Below are 16,481 nucleotides of genomic sequence, written 5' to 3'. Positions count from 1 at the left end.
CTGCTTACTCCTTGACGCTTCCCTCGGTGAGCCCGGTCTGCCAGAAGCGCTGGAGGACGAGCATCGCGACGGCCAGGGGGATGACGGAGACGAAGGCTCCGCCGATGGTGTACTGGGTGAGTTCCGGCACCCGGTCCGCGGCCTGCTGCCAGGTGACCAGCCCGAGCGTGATCGGGTACTTCCGGTCGTCGGAGAGCATCACCAACGGCAGGAAGTAGTTGTTCCAGATGTGCACGAACTGGAAGAGGAAGACGGTCACCAGCGCCGGGGTCATGATCCGCAGCACCAGCGAGAAGAAGATCCGCCCTTCGCCCGCGCCGTCCACCCGCGCCGCCTCCAGCAGGGTGTCGGGCACCGCCGCCTCCGCGTAGATGCGGCACAGGTAGACGCCGAACGGGCTGACGATGCTGGGGATCAGGACGCCCCAGTAGGTGTTGGTGAGCTCCAGCTTGCTGAACATCAGGTACAGCGGCAGCGCCAGCGCCGTCGAGGGCAGCAGCACGCCGGCGAGGACGAACTTGAACACCGCCTCCCGGCCCGCGAAGCGGTACTTGGCGAGCGCGAAGCCGGCCGCGGCGGACAGCAGCGTCGCCAGCACCGCGCCGACGCCCGCGTACAGCAGGGAGTTCAGCATCCAGCGCAGGTAGACATGGCCGTCGTAGCTGAAGACCCGGCTGAGGTTGTCCCACAGCCGCGGGTCGTCGAACCACAGGCCGAAGGAGCCGTAGAGGCTGTCGTTCGACTTGGTGGCCGCGATCACCAGCCAGTAGACCGGCAGCAGGAAGTACAGCGCGGCCGCCGTGAGCACGGCCACCAGGAGGATGCGGCCGGGGCGCGGTGCCCGCCGCGGGCGCGGTGCGGGGGTGGCGGGGGAAGCCCCGGCCACCTCGGTGCCGGTCCTTGTCCGGGTGCCGGTGGCGCTCACCGCTCGCTCCTTTGCTTGCGGGTGACGAGGCTGAGGAATCCGAACGACAGCACCATGGCGACGACGGCGAGGATGACCGACTTGGCCGCCGCCAGATAGAGGTTGGCGTTCGCGAAGGCGTCGAAGTACGCGCTGAGGTTGGGGGTGTAGTCAGTGGTGACGGCCGGGGCGACCTTCTTCAGCACCAGCGGTTCCGCGAAGAGCTGCATCGTGCCGATGATGGAGAACACGGTGGTCAGCACGAGGGCCGGCCGTACCAGCGGGATCTTGATGCGCAGCGCCGTCTGCCACGGCCCGGCGCCGTCGATCCTGGCCGCTTCGTACAGCTCCTGCGGCACGGACTTGAGCTGGGCGATGATGATCAGCATGTTGTATCCGGCGAACTGCCAGACCACGATGTTGGCGATCGACCAGAGCACGTTGTCGTAGCCGAGGAAGTCCGGCTGGAAGCCGAGGTCGCCGAGGACGGAGGTGATCGGGCTCACCCCGGGCACGTACAGGAAGCCCCACAGGATGGTGGCGATCACGCCGGGGATGCCGTACGGCAGGAAGTACGTGGCCCGCAGCAGTCCCGCCCAGCGGTGGGAGACCTGGTCCAGCAGCAGCGCGAGCACCAGCGCGAGCAGCAGCATCACCGGCACCTGCACGATGCCGAAGAGCAGCACCCGGCCGAAGCCGTCCACGAACGTCTCCTGCTGCAGGGCCAGGGAGTAGTTCTCGAAGCCGGCGAAGCCGACGGACGGCTCGCCGAGCCCCATGGGGCCGCTGCGCTCGACCTTCAGCATGCTCTGGTAGACGGCGTAGAGGACCGGCACCACCATCGCGAACAGGTACAGCGCGAGGAACGGGCCGAGGAACGCCCACGCCTTGCGGTCGGGCCGGCCGCCGCGCCGGCCCCGGGCGGCCGTGCCGGACCGTGCCCGGCCGGGTTTCACGGATGTGCTCATCGCGCGCTCCTCGCCTTGAGCCCCTTGGCCTTCAGGTCGTCCACGAACATGCCCTCGGCGTCCTTGAGGGCGTCCGCGAGCGAGCCGTGTCCGGCCAGGACGCGGCCGAAGGCGTCCTGGATGTGCGCGTACGACTGCGTCGTCGTCGGCGCGAAGCGCCAGGAGGTGTCGACGTTGCGGTCGGCGAGCTGGAAGACCTCGTTGTAGCGCTGGCCGCCGAAGAACGGGTCGGGCTTGCCGAGCGCGGAGTCCGCCAGCTCGATCTTCGCCGCGGGCCAGCCGTAGCCCGCGGCGATCAGCAGGTCGATCGCGCCGGGGTCGGTGTTGAGCCAGTGGGCGAACTCCAGCGCCTCCACCGGGTGCCGGCTGCCCTGGAGGATCGCGGTGGCCGAGCCGCCCCAGTTGGACGAGGCGTGCCCGCCGCGCTCCCACTGCGGCAGCTCGGCGACCCGCCACCGGCCCTCGGTGCGCGGCGCGTTGCCGCGGATCAGGGCGTCGTACCACTGCGCGCCCGGCCAGGTGGCGAGTCCTCCCGTCTGCAGCCCCTTGAAGAACGCGGACTGCGCGTCCTGGACGGGCGCGACGAGCCCGTCGGCGAGCATCCCGTCCCAGAAGTCGGCGACCTCGAGCGACTCCGGGCCCGCGAGGTCGACCACCCAGGTGTCGCCCTCGGTGGTCACCCAGTGGGCGCCGCGCTGCCAGGGGAAGGCGGCGAACCACTGGGCGTTGGCGGGCGGGAAGGCGGTGATGAGGGAGCCGCGCTTCTTGATCTTCACCGCGGCGGCCCGGTACTCGTCCCACGTGGCCGGGACCTCGATGTCCCACTTGTCGAAGAGGTCCTGGCGGTAGAAGAGCCCCATCGGGCCCGACGCCTGCGGGATCGCGTAGGTCTTCCCGGCGAACACCCCCTGCTGCCACTGCCAGTCGACGTAGGCGCCCTTCAGCTCGTCGGCGCCGTACTCGCTCAGGTCCGTGAGGCCGTTCACCAGCATGAACTCGGGCAGCGCGTAGTACTCCACCTGCGCCAGGTCGGGCGGGTCGCCCGCGGTGAGGGAGGAGTGCATCTTCTGGTAGCCGCCGGAGGTGTTGGCCGGCACCGTCTGCACGTCGACCCGCACGTCCGGGTTCTGCTCGTTCCACAGCGCCACGGCCTTCTGCAGGGGCACCCAGGTCCAGAAGGTGAGCGTGACCTTCTGCCCCGGCCTGCGCCTGGCCGCCGTGGTCGTACGGGCCGCGCCGACCTCCTCGCCGCAGCCGGCCAGTGCGGGCGCGGCGGCGGCCGCCGCGCCCCACGCCAGGATCTTCCTTCGGGTGGGCATCCGACCTCCTTGTCAGTGCACTCCTCAGGCCCGCAGGACGACGACGCCGCGGGCGGGCAGGTCGACGGAGGCGACCGGTCCCGCCGCCGGGTCCACGCCGTCGCCGGCGACCGCGGGCATCGGCTCGGGCAGGGTGACGGTCGCGGTACCGGCACCGTGGTTGAGCAGGAAGAGGAAGCGCCCCTCCGCGCCCTCCCGCACGGTGGCCTGGACCCCCGCCGGCAGCCCCGGCAGCACCGGCGCCACGCCCGCCCCGGCGCGTACCCGGTCCACCAGGGCGCGCATCACCGCCACCGGCAGCCGGGTGCCCGCGTACCAGGCGACTCCGTCGCCGTACGCGTGCCTGGTGACCGCGGGCCGTCCGGCCAGCTCGCCCGCGCCGAAGGCCGCGACCTCCTCGGCGCCTTCGAGGTCGATCGCCTCGGACCACAGGTCGCCGCTGCCGGTCAGCGTCCCGGTCAGCGGCAGGTGCTGTCCCTCGGCCAGCGGCCAGAACTCCTCGACGCGCAGCCCCAGCACCTCGCGGAGCGGCGCCGGGTAGCCGCCGAGGTGGACGCGGTCGCAGTCGTCGGAGATGCCGGTGAAGTACGAGACGAGCAGGTGGCCACCGGCGCGTACGAACTCCGTCAGCCGGGCGCCCGTCTCCGTGCTCATCAGGTACAGGTTCGGCACCACCACGAGCCGGTACGCGGACAGGTCGCGGTCCGGCGGCACCACGTCGCACTCCACGCCCGCGTCGAAGAACGGCCGGTAGTGGCGGCGCAGCGTCTCGGCGAAGTCCAGGTCCGCGGACGGGTGCGAGCCCTGCTCCAGCGCCCACCAGCTGTGCCAGTCCGCGAGCAGCGCCACCTCCGGGCGCGAGCGGGCGCCGGCGAGCTGCGGCACCGCGGCCAGCTCCCGGCCCAGCGCGCGCACCTCGCGGAAGATCCGGGTGTCGGTGCCGGCGTGCGGCACCATCGCCGAGTGGAACTTCTCGGCGCCGCCGGGGGTCGCCCGCCACTGGAAGTACAGCACCGCGTCCGCGCCCTGCGCGACGGCCTGCCAGCTCCACAGCCGCATCGTGCCGGGCGGCTTGGGGCTGTTGCGGGCCCGCCAGTTGACGGCGCTGGGCGCCTGCTCCATCAGCATCCAGGGGCGCCCGCCGCCCGCCGAGCGGGTCACGTCGAAGGCGAGGGCCGCGCCGACGTGCGTCTCGGGATCGTACGGGTCCTGGTAGAAGTCCAGCGCCTGGACGTCCTCGTGCGCCGCCCAGGCGTACGGGTCGACGGGCTTGTGCAGCGGCATGTGGTTGGTGGTGACGGGCACGTCGGGGGTGATCCGGCGCAGCGCCTCCTTCTCGGCGAGGTAGCACCGCAGCAGCGCGTCGTCGCAGAAGCGGGCGTAGTCCAGCACCTGGGCCGGGTTGGGGAAGGTGGGGGTGGTGCGCGGCGGGAACACCTCCTCGAAGGTGCCGTAGCGCTGGGACCAGAAGGTGGTGGCCCAGGCGGTGTTGAGCGCCTCGACGGTGCCGTAGCGCTCGTGCAGCCAGCGGCGGAAGTCGGCGGCGGAGACGTCGCAGTAGCAGCGGGGGTTGGAGCAGCCGTACTCGTTGCCGATGTGCCAGCTCTCCAGGGCGGGGTGGGTGCCGTAGCGGGTGGCCAGCTCGGTGACCAGGCGCACGGCGTGCTCGCGGTAGACCGGGCTGGAGGGGCAGAAGTGCTGGCGTGAGCCGGGCCACTTGCGGACCCCGTCGGCGTCCTGCGGCAGCACCTCGGGGTGCCGCTCGGTCAGCCACGGCGGCGGGGAGGCGGTCATCGTCGCCAGGCAGACGCGGATGCCGGCGCCGTGCAGGTCGTCCAGCACCCGGCCGAACCAGTCGAAGTCGTACGCGCCGGGCCGCGGTTCGACCAGCGCCCAGGAGAAGATGCCGGCCGTGACCATGGAGACCCCGGCCTCCTTCATCAGCCGGATGTCCTCGGCCCTCACCTCCTCCGGCCAGTGCTCGGGGTTGTAGTCGCCGCCGAAGTGGATGCGCCCCACGCTGCCTCCGCCCCTCTTGCTCAATTCTTAAATTACGAATTAACCTTGGGGAAACGTAGAAGTGCCGCGGCGGATCCGTCAACACCCGGAGCGTGAACTCGTGACAGCAGCCGGAGCCACGCAACTCCCGCACACCGCACGCTTCGACGGCCGCACCGCCGTCGTCACCGGGGCCGCCGCCGGCATCGGCGCGGCCACCGCCCGCCGGCTCGCCGCCGAGGGTGCCGCGGTCGTCGTCGCCGACATCGACGGCGACCGGGCGGAGGCCACGGCCGCGGAGATCCGCGCCGCGGGCGGCACGGCGGCCGCGGCCGCCGCGGACGTGGCGGAGGAGGACGGCTGGGCCCGGATCCTGGCCGCGGCCGCGGACTTCGGGCCCGTCGGCGTCCTCGTCTCCAACGCCGTCGCCGTCGACGTCGCCCCCGCGCACGAGACGTCGCCCGCCTCCTGGCACCGCCAGGTCGACGTCGGGCTGACCGCCGCGTTCCTCGGCTTCCGCGCCTGCCTGCCCGGGCTGCGCGCGCAGCAGGGCGCCCCGGGCGCCGCGGTGCTGGTCTCGTCGGTGCACGCCAGGCACGGCATCCCCGGCCACCCCGCGTACGCCGCCGCCAAGGGCGGGCTGCTGTCGCTCGCCGGCCAACTCGCCGTCGAGTACGGCCCGTCGGTGCGGGTGAACACCGTGCTGCCGGGACCGGTGCTCACCCGGCTCTGGGACCGCGTCCCCGAGGAGGACCGCAGGGCCAGCGCCGCGCAGACCGCCGCGGGGCGGCTGGGCGCGCCGGAGGAGGTGGCCGCCGCCGTCGCCTTCCTCGCCGCGCCCGAGGCGTCCTACGTCACCGGTGCGAGCCTGGTCGTGGACGGCGGCTGGAGCGTCGTAAAGTCATCGGCCTGAGCCGGGGCGCCGCGGGGGCGGCGGAGCACGGGCGGGCGGGGAGCCGAGGGAGGAGCGAGCGGGCATGGCGGGTTACGCGCGCCGCGGGGTGCACGGGCAGACGGTGGAGACCCTCGCGCACCGGGTGCTCGGCGGTGAGATCGCCGAGGGCGCCACCCTCGACCTCGCCGCCCTCCAGGCCGAGCTGGGCGTCAGCCTCACCGCGCTGCGCGAGTCGCTGAAGGTGCTGGCGGCCAAGGGCATGGTCGACGCCCGGCAGAAGCGCGGCACGTTCGTCCGGCCGCGCGCCGACTGGCACCTCCTCGACGCCGACGTGCTGCGGTGGCGCTTCGAGACCGCGGGCAGGCAGCAGGGCGAGGGCGCCGCCGCGCGGGCCGCCTCCCCGCTGCTGCGCGACCTGGACGAGGTGCGCGGGATCGTCGAGCCCGCGGCGGTCCGGCTGGCCGCGGTGCGGCGCACCGACGCGGACCTGGCGGCGCTGGAGGCGGCGCTCACGGCGATGGCCGGGGCGCGGGACGGCGCGGCCGAGGCGGTCGCCGCGGACCTCGCGTTCCACCGCGCCCTGCTGGCCGCCTCGCACAACGAGCTGCTGGAGCGCATGGACCAGGTCCTCGCCAGCGGGCTGGCCGCCCGCGACCGCCTGGTGCACGGCCCCGGACACCACCCGAGCGACCCCGTGCCCGGCCACCGGGCCGTGCTGGCGGCGATACGGGCGCAGGACCCGGACGCCGCGGAGGCGGCCATGCACCGGCTCCTCGCCCAGGCGGCCCGGGACCTGGCCGAGTTGTCCGCCGGTGAGCCCGGCGGTGAGCCCGCCGGGGGTTCCACCGGGGGTTCCGCCGCCGAGCCCGCCGGTGGGTCCGCGGCGGAGCGGGCGGGCGGGGCGTAGCCCGTACGACGAACGCGCCCCGCCGCGCGGACGGATCCGCGCGACGGGGCGAGGGAGACTCCCGCAGGCCAGGGCCCCGGGATCAGTACCAGTTGTTCGCCTGCCAGAAATCCCAGGCGCCGCACGGGCTGCCGTAGCGGTCGTTCATGTAGTCCAGGCCCCACTTGATCTGCGTGACCGGGTTGGTGCGCCAGTCGGCGCCGGCCGAGGCCATCTTGTCGCCCGGCAGCGCCTGCATCAGGCCGTACGCGCCGGAGCTGGGGTTCGTCGCGGTGTGGTCCCAGCCGCTCTCGCGCTCCACGATGCTGCTGAAGCAGGTGAACTGGTCGGCGGGCACGATCTCCCGAGCCGCCGCCTGGATGCCGGACTCGGTGGTCGGGACGCTCGCCTGCGACGCCTCGGTGGCGCCCCCGGAGCCGCCGGAGCCCTCGGACGCCGACGAGCCGTTCGGGTCGATCGACTTGTCGACCTTGCCGCCCTCGGTGTCGACGCGCAGCTCGGTGCCGACCTTCAGCGCGGCCGGGTTGTCGCCGATCGCCTTCTCGTTGTCGACGTACACCCGCTGCCAGCCGCCGGGCACGTCGTACTTCGCGGCGATCTTGGCCAGCGTCTCGCCGGCGCCGACGGTGTGCTCGACGTAACGCTGCTGCTTCTGCTCGGTCTTGGCGGCGGTCTGGTCGGCCTCGGCGGGCTTGCTCGCGGCCTTCCCGTCCCCCAGGTCCAGCTCCTGGCCCGGCAGGATCAGGTGGGGGTTGTCGCCGACGGCTTCCTTGTTGGCCTCGTACAGCCGCTGCCAGTCGGGACCGAATCCGTTGTCCTCTGCGATCTCCGAGAGGGTGTCGCCCTTCTCGACCGTATAGGCGTGCGCGGCGGTCGCCGCGATTCCGCCGGCGACGGGCAGGGCTATGCCCACCCCCGCGGCGGCGGCATAGCGGCGGGTGGAGCGCGACTTGGGCGCGCGCCGGGTGCCGGTTCCGGCCATGTTGGCTCGCTCTTTCTCCGACGCCTGCGAAGTGAGCTGTCGGGTTCGGGCTGGAGTTGCCCGGCCGCGTCGTGCTGTGCGGCTTCACCCCGAGTCGGGGAGTGCGGTGCGGTGCTGCCACCGTGCTCCTGCCGACGGAGAAGTGGTTCCCCCGCTCCTGCCCGAACGGCTGTGGGGACGACGGTTCCGGGCTCCGACGGGCAGGATTCGGCGTACCGGAGCGCGGTGCTCGCGTGTGCGAACGACTCGGACACTAGGAGATCGAACGGCAGATCACAAGCGGATCACGGGGATCCATGCGGACTCTGACGCTCCGTGGTGACGCGCGCACCCGTGGGGCGGTTGGGGCGGGTGTGACGTTCGGCACGCACGCTGAGGCGCAGCGCCTCCAACAGGGGCTGCCCGGCCGGTACGACGAGACCGTGCACCCCGCGCTCCGCGGCGCCGGCGAGCGCGGTCCGCCAGGCGCCGGGACCCGCGGGCACCGCCGCCGGGGTCCAGCGTCCGGCGCCCGGCTCCTCGTAGCCGGGTCCGGCGGGGGCGAGCCGGCGGAAGGCGGGCACCGTCGGTGCGACGGCGCCGAGTTCGGCGCACCGCCGGGAGTCGGCGGCGAGCGCGAGCCGGCCGCCGCTGAGCAGCACCACGGTGGCCAGCGCCCGGGCCAGCAGCGCCGCCTGCGGGACGTTGTCGGGCAGCGCGACGACCAGCCGGGCCCGGCCGGTGGCGGCGGCCAGGGCGGCGGCGAGCGCCAGCACGTCGTGCGCCGGGTCGGGACCGCCGTCCAGCCACAGCGCGTCGGCGCCCGCCGAGTCGTACGCCGCGCACTCCGCCAGCCAGGCCGCGGGCTCCTCCGGCAGCCGGGGGAGCAGCACCCCGACGCGGACCGCCGGCGGTTCCGCGCCGGCGGACGGGGGTGGAGATGCGCTCATCGCGGGGCCTCCCCGGGGCTGACGAGGGCCATCGGGGGCATACCGTACGCCCATACCTTGCGGAAGGCAGCGGTGCGGACACCCACGGTTCATGATTTCTGGAATTTCATCTGCCGTGCCCCCGGGCGCCGTTGCGCGCCCGTACCCCGGCAAACGCCGAGGGAGGGGACCCCCCCGGGGTGTCCCCTCCCTCTCTGTGCTCCCGGCCGGTGGCCCACGTCAGTGCGGGTGGGCCACACCCCCGTTCGCCGGGATGGGCTCGCCGTCCGGCTCGGACGGCGAGTGGACCGGGCGGCGCGGTCGCCGGTGCGCGGGCACCGCGCCTGACGCGGTCACGCCGGGCTCCGCGACAGCAGGAAGTCGGCTTCGCCGGCCTTGGCACCCTCGATGAACGCGTCCATTTCACCGGGGGTGTAGATGAGGGCGGGACCGTCGGGGTGCGCCGAGTGCCGTACCGCTATGCGGCCGTCCCGCAGCTTCATGGCCTCGACGCAGTTGCCGCCGTTGCCGCCGCTCCACGGCTTGTGCCAGCCCTCCGTGCCGAGGTCCGCCGCCGGCATGCCGTTGTAAATGCGTTCCATTCACAGCTCCTTGCGGAAGTCCCGGAGGATTTCCTTCGTGCGTTCTGCCGTCGCCGCCTGGGCCGCCATGTGGTCCAGGGCGGCGAGGTGTGTGGCCACCTCGCGCCGGCCGTCGAGGTAGACGGCGCCGGTGAGGTACTCGGTGTAGATCATGTCCGGCAACTCGGGCATGGCGAACCGGAAGAGGACGAAGGGGCTGTACGTGCCCGGGTGGTGGCCGGTGCGGAACTCCGCCATCTGGAGCGTGACGTTGGGCAGCGAGGCGACGTCGAGGAGCCGGTCGACCTGCGCGCGCATCACTGCGGCGTCGCCCACCGGGCGGCGCAGGACCGTTTCGTCCACGATGACCCAGAAGCGGGGCGCGTCCTCGCGGGTGAGCAGGTCCTGGCGCTTCATGCGGAGCGCGACGTGCCGCTCGATCTCCGCGGGTGCGACCCGGCCGAGGGAGCCGACCTTCAGCACGTGCCGCGCGTAGTCCTCGGTCTGCATCAGACCGGGCACGAAGTGCGGCTCGTACGACCTGATGAGCGACGCCGCGCCCTCCAGGCTCACGTACATGCTGAACCAGTCGGGCAGGATGTCGTGGAAGCGCTGCCACCAGCCGGGCTCGTTGGCCTCCTCGGTGAGCGCGACGAAGGCGTCGATCTCCTCCCGGTCGATGCCGTACGCCTGCAACAGCAGTTGCACGTACGGAACCTTCAGCGCGACCTCGGCGGTCTCCATCCGGCGCACGGTGGCGGGGGCGACGCGCAGGGTCTTCGCGGCTTCCTCGCGCTTGAGCCCGGCCCGCTCGCGCAACTCCTGGAGCCGCTTGCCGAGCACGACCTGCCCCACGGTCGGCGCAGACCGCGGTTCGCTCACGCCATACCTCCCTGTCGGAACTGCCTCAAGCAGTGTGCCACGCCCCGGGCTTGGCGAACACAGTGCAACGGCGACTCTGAAAAATTCACAGTGAGGGTTGCCAAGTGGCGGCGGCAGGGCCATAGTTTGGGATGTGAGCCAGTCCACACAGCCGCATCAGACGGGGGTCGTGACACAGGATCCCGGCTTGCCGGGATTCCGTTCGGGGGCCGGTGCGGTGCGGTGCGGTTTCGAGGTGCCAGGTCGGGCGGACGCCGTTACGGTCGCCCGCCGGCTGGCCCGCGAGCAGATGTGCCGCTGGGGGGTGGAGGGCGAGGTGGGGGAGACCGCCACCCTCGTCCTCTCGGAGCTGGTGACCAACGCACTGCTGCATACGGAGAGTCGGCGCATAGGGTGCGAACTGCGCTGCAGCGCCGACCGCCTGCGGCTGGCCGTCACCGATCAGGGTGTCGAGCCGGGAAGCCTGCGGGTGCAGCGGTCGTCCGCGGACGAGCAGGGTCGGGGGCTCCTGCTCGTCACCGCGGTCAGCAGTAGCTGGGGGGCATACGACGCGCGGCCCGGCCCGGGTCTGGTGGTCTGGGCGGAGCTGCAGCGCGAGGTGCCGGCGGCCGGGGGAGCCGCCGCGCCGCGCGTTTCCGGTTCCCGTACCGGGGCCGGCCCAGCCGCCGGCGAGCGGGCGGCCGGATGATGCGCACCGAGCCCGGCGGCCGGCTCCCGCTGGCCGTACCGGGCGCGGGAGCCGCGGCCCTCGGCTGCGACGCGGTGGGTGTACCGCAGCGGATCGGCTACGACGTCATGGGCCGGCTTCCCCGCGTGGGCTGCGTCTTCGCCGACGGCAGCCGGTGGTGGTGGATCGTGCCGGCCGGCGCGGGTCTCGGCCTGCAGTGGCCGCGGAGCGTGCACTACGCGCCGGGCGCCGATATCTCGGGGGCGGCCGCCGGCACCGGCGGGCCGGCGGCCGTACCCCGGCTGGTGCACCGGCCGGCCGACGGGGTCCCGTACACGCCGCCGATCCCGCTCTTCCTGGCGGTCTGCCGGCGTACGGGCGTCGAGCCCGCCTGGTCCTGCGACGTCGCCCTGGCCGCCGCGGGCCGCAGCGACGCCGCCTGAGCACCCGCGGCGGCCCGGCCGGCGGGCACCTCCTTGTTTCGGTTGCGGGGGAGGAGCCCGCGGCCGGCCCGCCGCGGGAATGACGAACCGCGGGCCGCGCCGCCGGTGGCGGCGCGGGTCCCGCGGATCGTGTCGTTCGTGCGTGCGGTGGCTACCGCGCGGTGCCGGGTTTCCTCAGTCCCGGCTGCGCAGCGCGACCATCGCGTCGTAGCTGGCCTCGGCCGCCCGGATCGAGCCCTGCGGCTCCTGCGGAGCGCGGTCCTGCTCCCAGAAGTACAGCGGCAGCCCCGGCGCCCGCAGCCCGCTGAAGAAGCGGCGGAAGTCCAGCTCGCCCTGGCCGAAGACGACGTCGCGGTACTGGTTCGTCAGCGCCGGGTCCCGCACGCCGTCCTTGACGTGGAAGGCGATGTAGCGCTGCGGGGCGGCGTTGACGTAGTCCAGCGGGTCGAACTCGCCGAGCTGGTCGCGGAACCTCACCGAGGCGCCGAACGCCCAGAGGATGTCCAGCTCCAGGAAGACGTACCGCGGGTCGGTGCCGCTGAGGAAGAGGTCGTGGCGCCGCTTGCCCGGTACATCGGTGACCGGGCCGAACTCGTTGGTGTGGTTGTGCTGGTAGATCTTGAGCCCGTAGCCGCGGGCCACCTCGCCGGACTCGTTGAAGCGGTCGGCGCCGGCCTGGATCTCCGCCGCCGTACGGCCGGGGAAGTCGCTGGCGGTGCCGACGTAGTCCATGCCGAGCGCGGCGGCGTTCTCGAACTCCCGCTCGCGGGTGCTCGCGTTGAGCAGCGCGTCGAGCCCGATGTGGGCGCCGCCGGCGCACAGCCCGTTGTCGTCGAGGAGCTTGCGGAGCTTGGGGACGGTCATGTCCGGCTCGGCCGGCGAGGTGTAGCCGGCGAACTCGATGTGCTTGTAGCCGATCGCGGCCAGCTCGGTGAGCACGGGTGTGAAGCCGCGCTGCTGGATCTGGTCGCGGACGCTGTAGAGCTGCAGGCCGATACGGCCCCGGGGGATCAGGCCGCCGCGGCCGCCGGCGGCGGCGGGGGCCGCGAAGGCCCCGGCGCCCGCGGCCACGGCGGCGGTGCCGGCGGCGGCCCTGAGGAATCCACGGCGGTGCAGGCTGGATTTGCTCATGTCGGATCTCTCCTGCGAAGTTCGGGTGTGGATGTGGTGGGAACCGCGGGGTGGCGTACGTGCGCACGCCACCCCGCGCCGTAGCGGAAGGTCAGCCGACGATCTTCATGACCGCCCGGTCGCTGCCGGTGAGGCCGCCCGGGTCGGTGTACTCGGCGACGAACACGCCGGTGACGTTGCCCTCGGACGGGTCGTGTCCCGCCACGGGCTCGGTCTGGATCGTGCCGGTGCAGCCCGCGGTGGTGCTCTGCGGGTGGCCGTGCGCGTCATGGCCCACGATGTAGTGCACCTGGACCTTGCTGCAGTCGACCTCGGCCTCGTCGGTCACCGTGACCTCGAACTGCACCGCGTCGCCGAAGTGGAACTCCTGCTGGTTGACGGGCTTCACGAGGGTGACGACCGGGGCCTGGTTGCCCACGGTGATGTCGACGTCCTTGTACGCCGCCCGGCCCTTGCTGTCGGTGACCTTCAGGGCCGCCTTGTAGGTGCCGTCCTCGGTGTACGTGTGCGAGGGGCTGACGTCGGTGGAGTCGGTCCTGCCGTCACCGTCGAAGTCCCAGGCGTAGCGCACCGTGTCGCCGTCCGGGTCGGTGGTGCCGGCCGCGGAGAATCCGACGGTCAGCGGCGCGAGGCCCTTCACCGGCGTGGCGGTCAGCGCGGGCTTCGGCGCGTGGTTGCCGGTGCGGCCGATGTAGTCGATCCGCGAGAGCTGCGCGTCCGGGTTCTCGGAGAAGTAGCCGTCGCCGTACTCCAGGACGTAGAGGGCGCCGTCCGGGCCGAACTCCAGGTCCATGGGGTTGTCGACGGGCGGTTGCCCGACGCCCTGGGCGACCGGGTTGATCGCTTCCACGGCGCCGGAGCCATCGAGCCTGAACTCCTTGATGTAGTCCCGGCCCCACTCGGCGAAGAGCGGTGTCCCGTCGTAGTACCGCGGCCAGGCCACGGCCCGGTTCCGCGCCTCGGTCGCCGGGTCGTACTCGTACGCCGGTCCGGCCATCGGGGCGATGCCGCCGGTGCCCAGGCCCGGGAACTCCGCGGACTGGCCGTAGGAGTACCAGACCTCCGGCTGCTCGACCTCGGGCAGCTCGGTGCGGCCCGTGTTGTGCGGCGAGGCGTTCACCGGCTTGGCGCAGTCGAACCGCGCGCCGGAGGTCTTGGTGGCGAAGTCGTAGTCGTTGTACGGCATCTTCGCGGTGGCGCAGTACGGCCAGCCGTAGTTGGCGGGCTCGTCGAGCACCAGCCACTTGCCCTGCCCGGCGGGGCCGCGGGTGTCGCTGGCCGCGCGGGCGTCGGGGGAGTAGTCGGCCACGTAGACGTCGTCGGTCTGCGGGTCGATCTCCATCCGGAACGGGTTGCGCAGGCCCATGGCGTAGATCTCCGGCCGGGTCTTCTCGGTGCCCGGCTTGAAGAGGTTACCCCTGGGTATCGCGTACGAGCCGTCGCCGCGGACCTTGATGCGCAGCACCTTGCCGCGCAGGTCGTTGGTGTTCCCGGAGGTCCGCTGGGCGTCGAACGCCGGGTTGCGGCCGTCTCGTTCGTCGATCGGCGTGTAGCCGTCGGACTCGAACGGGTTGGTGTCGTCACCGGTGGTCAGATAGAGGTTGCCGTCGGAGTCGAAGGCCATGTCGCCGCCGACGTGACAGCAGATGCCGCGGTCCACCGGGACCTGGAGGATCTTCTGCTCGGTAGTGAGATCGAGGGTGTCGCCCTTGAGCTTGTACCGGGAGAGCTGCAGGTGGCCCTTGTAGCGGTCCCAGTCCGCCTGCGTGCCCTGGAAGGGCGCGTCACCCTCGTTGACGGGGGTGTCGGGGTCGTCGACGGGAGTGTCCAGCGGCGGCGAGTAGTAGAGGTAGACCCACTTGTTCTTGCTGAAGTCCGGGTCGATGGCGACGTTCTGCAGCCCCTCCTCGTCGTGCTGGTACACGTCGAGTTCGGCGGCGAGCTTGTTCACGCCGGTGCCCGGGTCGTTGAGCCAGACCTTGCCGGCGCGGGTGACGTGCAGGACTCGCTTGTCCGGCAGGACGGCGAGGTCGAGCGGCTCGCCCGGGCGGTCGTTGAGCGTGATCTTCTCGAAGGCGTTGTCCGGTGGCGGCTGCCCGGCGGCTTGCGGTGCCACCGCGGTCGCGCCGGGCGCGACCAGCAGCGCGGCACTGACCGCGCCGGCGGCCAAAAGGGCCAGTTTACGTAGCATTTCCCCTCCCGGGGGCTGGACGACAAGGCGGCTGGACACGCTCCTGGGTGGTCGGCCCGTTCGCGCCGTCCTTGATCGGCCCGCGCGCTGCGGCTCGTGCGCGGCTTTACGTCCCCCCGCCGTCCATGTTTCCGACATGTGACGGCGGCCGGTTGGAGATTAGACCTCTTTCGACGAAACGCCAATGCCTACGACCAGGATTGGCATCACTTTGTCTTTGGAAAGAGCAAACTAGGGTGCGGTCACGGACGGTCCGGCCCCGCCGGGCGGGGCGGGATCGCCGGGCGGGGCCGTACGGGAGGGGGTGGGAGGGCGCCGCGGGGTCAGCCCGCGGACGGGCCGCCGACGGGCACGTCGGACTCCTTGCGCTGCCGCGGCAGCAGCACCGGGGTGTCCTGGTGCTGCAGGACGATGTTGCGTACGGGGTGGGCGATCTCGATGCCCTCTTCCCGGTAGCGCAGTTGCAGCCGCTTGATGAACTCGTGCTTGATCCGGAACTGGTCGCTGAACTCGAGCGCGCGCAGCACCACGGAGAAGCCGGCGCGCGAGTCGCCGAAGGTGTGGAAGCGGACCACCGGGTCGTGGTCGGGCACGCCGCCCTCGACCGCCGCCATGACCTCGTGCGCCACCTCCACCGTCACCCGCTCGACCAGGTCGAGGTCGCTGGAGAGCGCCACGCCCGCCTGTACGACGATGGACAGCTCCTGCTCGGGGCGGTGGTAGTTGGTCATGATGGTGCTGGCGAGCTGGTCGTTGGGGATGACGACGAGGTTGTCCGACTGGGTGCGGATCACGGTGTTGCGCCAGTTGATGTCGGTGACGTAGCCCTCCTCGCCGCTGCTGAGCCGGATGTAGTCGCCGACCTGCACCGTCTTGGAGGCCAGGATGTGCACCCCGGCGAAGAGGTTGGCGAGGGTGTCCTGCAGCGCCAGCGCCACCGCGAGGCCGCCGACGCCGAGCGCGGTGAGCAGCGGGGCGATCGAGATGCCCAGGGTCTCCAGCAGGATCAGCAGCCCGATCGCCAGTACCGCGATGCGGGTGATGTTCACCAGGATGGTGGCCGAGCCCACCCCCTGGGAGCGGACGCCCATGAGCTGTGCGACCACCCGGGCCGCGGCGACGGTGACCGTCAGGATGAGCACGGCGACGACGATCTGCTCCACCGTGTGCTCGACCGGGCGCTTCAGCGGCAGCGCGGCGGCGGCGATCGAGACGCCGCCGGCCAGCGCGCCCCAGGGGCCATCGTGCGCAGCGCGCCGACGAGGATGTCGTCGCCGGCCCAGCTCGTCCGGGTCGCGCCCTTGCCCAGCCAGCCCAGCAGCACGCGCAGGAGCAGGCCGGCGCCGATGCCGCCGAGTATCGCGGAGCCGGCGACGACCAGATCGTGCAGAGTGAGGGCTCGGTTCACCTTGATACCTGTCTTCGTTCGGGGACGGGGGGCGTCCGGACGCCTGTGCGATCCGGCGCGTTCGCCATCCTGCCGTATCCGGCGGGGCGGTTGGCCCCGCGACCGTAGGAACCGGACGGTCCGGTCCCGTCCGCGCGCGTGGGGCCGCGCCGTTGCGGAGGCGGAAGTTCAGGGTCAGCCCTGAGGCGCGGTGCGCACCACGCGGCTACGGTGGTCGGCACCGGCTCCGCTCCGCGGCGGGCACGCGGGGATGCGCGGGGGACGAACGGGGGCGCGCGTGGGGGATCGCCGCGGAGC

Annotated in this window: 14 protein-coding genes, 1 pseudogene and 1 riboswitch; of the genes and pseudogenes, 4 read left to right on the top strand and 11 right to left on the bottom strand. The window is 72.6% G+C overall.

Annotated features, from left to right (window positions below):
* Nucleotides 1-4: 4 nt before the first annotated feature.
* From DMB38_RS03100 to DMB38_RS03085, 4 genes are read right to left on the bottom strand one after another with little or no spacing between them, the layout of a single operon-like run.
* Nucleotides 5-925, bottom strand: coding sequence for a carbohydrate ABC transporter permease (locus DMB38_RS03100; RefSeq protein WP_125933852.1), 921 nt, complete (start codon nt 923-925; stop codon nt 5-7).
* On the bottom strand, nt 922-1,872 hold the full coding sequence (locus DMB38_RS03095; protein WP_125933851.1) for a sugar ABC transporter permease: 951 nt from the start codon (nt 1,870-1,872) through the stop codon (nt 922-924). The genes DMB38_RS03100 and DMB38_RS03095 overlap by 4 nt, the downstream gene beginning before the upstream one ends.
* Nucleotides 1,869-3,191: an extracellular solute-binding protein gene (locus tag DMB38_RS03090; protein WP_125933850.1), complete on the bottom strand. Its 1,323-nt coding sequence runs from the start codon at nt 3,189-3,191 to the stop codon at nt 1,869-1,871. Before DMB38_RS03090 ends, DMB38_RS03095 begins: the two co-directional genes overlap by 4 nt.
* Nucleotides 3,192-3,215: 24 nt before the next feature.
* Nucleotides 3,216-5,210, bottom strand: coding sequence for a beta-galactosidase (locus DMB38_RS03085; RefSeq protein WP_125933849.1), 1,995 nt, complete (start codon nt 5,208-5,210; stop codon nt 3,216-3,218).
* Between the two features lie 100 nt (nt 5,211-5,310).
* Between DMB38_RS03085 and DMB38_RS03080 the strand changes: the two genes are divergently transcribed.
* The gene (locus DMB38_RS03080) at nt 5,311-6,102 is read left to right on the top strand and encodes an SDR family oxidoreductase (RefSeq protein WP_125933848.1); all 792 of its coding nucleotides are present in this window, start codon (nt 5,311-5,313) and stop codon (nt 6,100-6,102) included.
* A gap of 64 nt (nt 6,103-6,166) precedes the next feature.
* A complete protein-coding gene (locus tag DMB38_RS03075) occupies nt 6,167-6,991 on the top strand; it encodes an FCD domain-containing protein (protein ID WP_125933847.1) in 825 nt (274 codons plus the stop codon).
* Between the two features lie 82 nt (nt 6,992-7,073).
* Here DMB38_RS03075 and DMB38_RS03070 read toward each other — a convergent pair whose 3' ends face one another.
* The 4 genes from DMB38_RS03070 to DMB38_RS03055 all read right to left on the bottom strand — a co-directional run bounded on the left by DMB38_RS03070 (nt 7,074) and on the right by DMB38_RS03055 (nt 10,344).
* Nucleotides 7,074-7,973, bottom strand: a complete 900-nt coding sequence (locus tag DMB38_RS03070) for a LysM peptidoglycan-binding domain-containing protein (protein WP_125933846.1) — start codon at nt 7,971-7,973, stop codon at nt 7,074-7,076.
* Between the two features lie 6 nt (nt 7,974-7,979).
* Nucleotides 7,980-8,154, bottom strand: a riboswitch (cyclic di-AMP (ydaO/yuaA leader).
* Between the two features lie 103 nt (nt 8,155-8,257).
* On the bottom strand, nt 8,258-8,902 hold the full coding sequence (locus tag DMB38_RS03065) for an LLM class flavin-dependent oxidoreductase (protein ID WP_125933845.1): 645 nt from the start codon (nt 8,900-8,902) through the stop codon (nt 8,258-8,260).
* A 332-nt stretch (nt 8,903-9,234) separates the two neighbouring features.
* On the bottom strand, nt 9,235-9,483 hold the full coding sequence (locus tag DMB38_RS03060; RefSeq protein WP_047014672.1) for a DUF397 domain-containing protein: 249 nt from the start codon (nt 9,481-9,483) through the stop codon (nt 9,235-9,237).
* Nucleotides 9,484-10,344 carry a helix-turn-helix transcriptional regulator gene (locus DMB38_RS03055; protein WP_125933844.1) on the bottom strand — a complete coding sequence of 287 codons (861 nt, stop codon included), beginning with the start codon at nt 10,342-10,344 and terminating at the stop codon, nt 9,484-9,486.
* A gap of 235 nt (nt 10,345-10,579) precedes the next feature.
* Between DMB38_RS03055 and DMB38_RS03050 the strand changes: the two genes are divergently transcribed.
* Together DMB38_RS03050 and DMB38_RS03045 are read left to right on the top strand one after the other, a co-directional pair.
* Entirely contained in the window at nt 10,580-11,032 is a 453-nt protein-coding gene (locus DMB38_RS03050; protein ID WP_240661952.1) for an ATP-binding protein, read from the top strand.
* Entirely contained in the window at nt 11,029-11,454 is a 426-nt protein-coding gene (locus tag DMB38_RS03045; protein WP_125933843.1) for a hypothetical protein, read from the top strand. Before DMB38_RS03050 ends, DMB38_RS03045 begins: the two co-directional genes overlap by 4 nt.
* A gap of 174 nt (nt 11,455-11,628) precedes the next feature.
* On the opposite strand, the gene DMB38_RS03040 is transcribed toward DMB38_RS03045, so the two are convergent.
* The 3 genes and pseudogenes from DMB38_RS03040 to DMB38_RS03030 form a co-directional block, all read right to left on the bottom strand.
* The gene (locus DMB38_RS03040; RefSeq protein WP_125933842.1) at nt 11,629-12,585 is read right to left on the bottom strand and encodes a sugar phosphate isomerase/epimerase; all 957 of its coding nucleotides are present in this window, start codon (nt 12,583-12,585) and stop codon (nt 11,629-11,631) included.
* Nucleotides 12,586-12,676: 91 nt separating this feature from the next.
* Entirely contained in the window at nt 12,677-14,776 is a 2,100-nt protein-coding gene (locus DMB38_RS03035; RefSeq protein WP_125933841.1) for a PQQ-dependent sugar dehydrogenase, read from the bottom strand.
* A gap of 323 nt (nt 14,777-15,099) precedes the next feature.
* Nucleotides 15,100-16,184: pseudogene (locus tag DMB38_RS03030) on the bottom strand (mechanosensitive ion channel family protein).
* Nucleotides 16,185-16,481 lie beyond the last annotated feature (297 nt).

The sequence above is a fragment of the Streptomyces sp. WAC 06738 genome, assembly GCF_003945505.1.
Lineage (GTDB): Bacteria > Actinomycetota > Actinomycetes > Streptomycetales > Streptomycetaceae > Streptomyces.
This window is presented reverse-complemented; position numbering and strand designations above follow the sequence as displayed.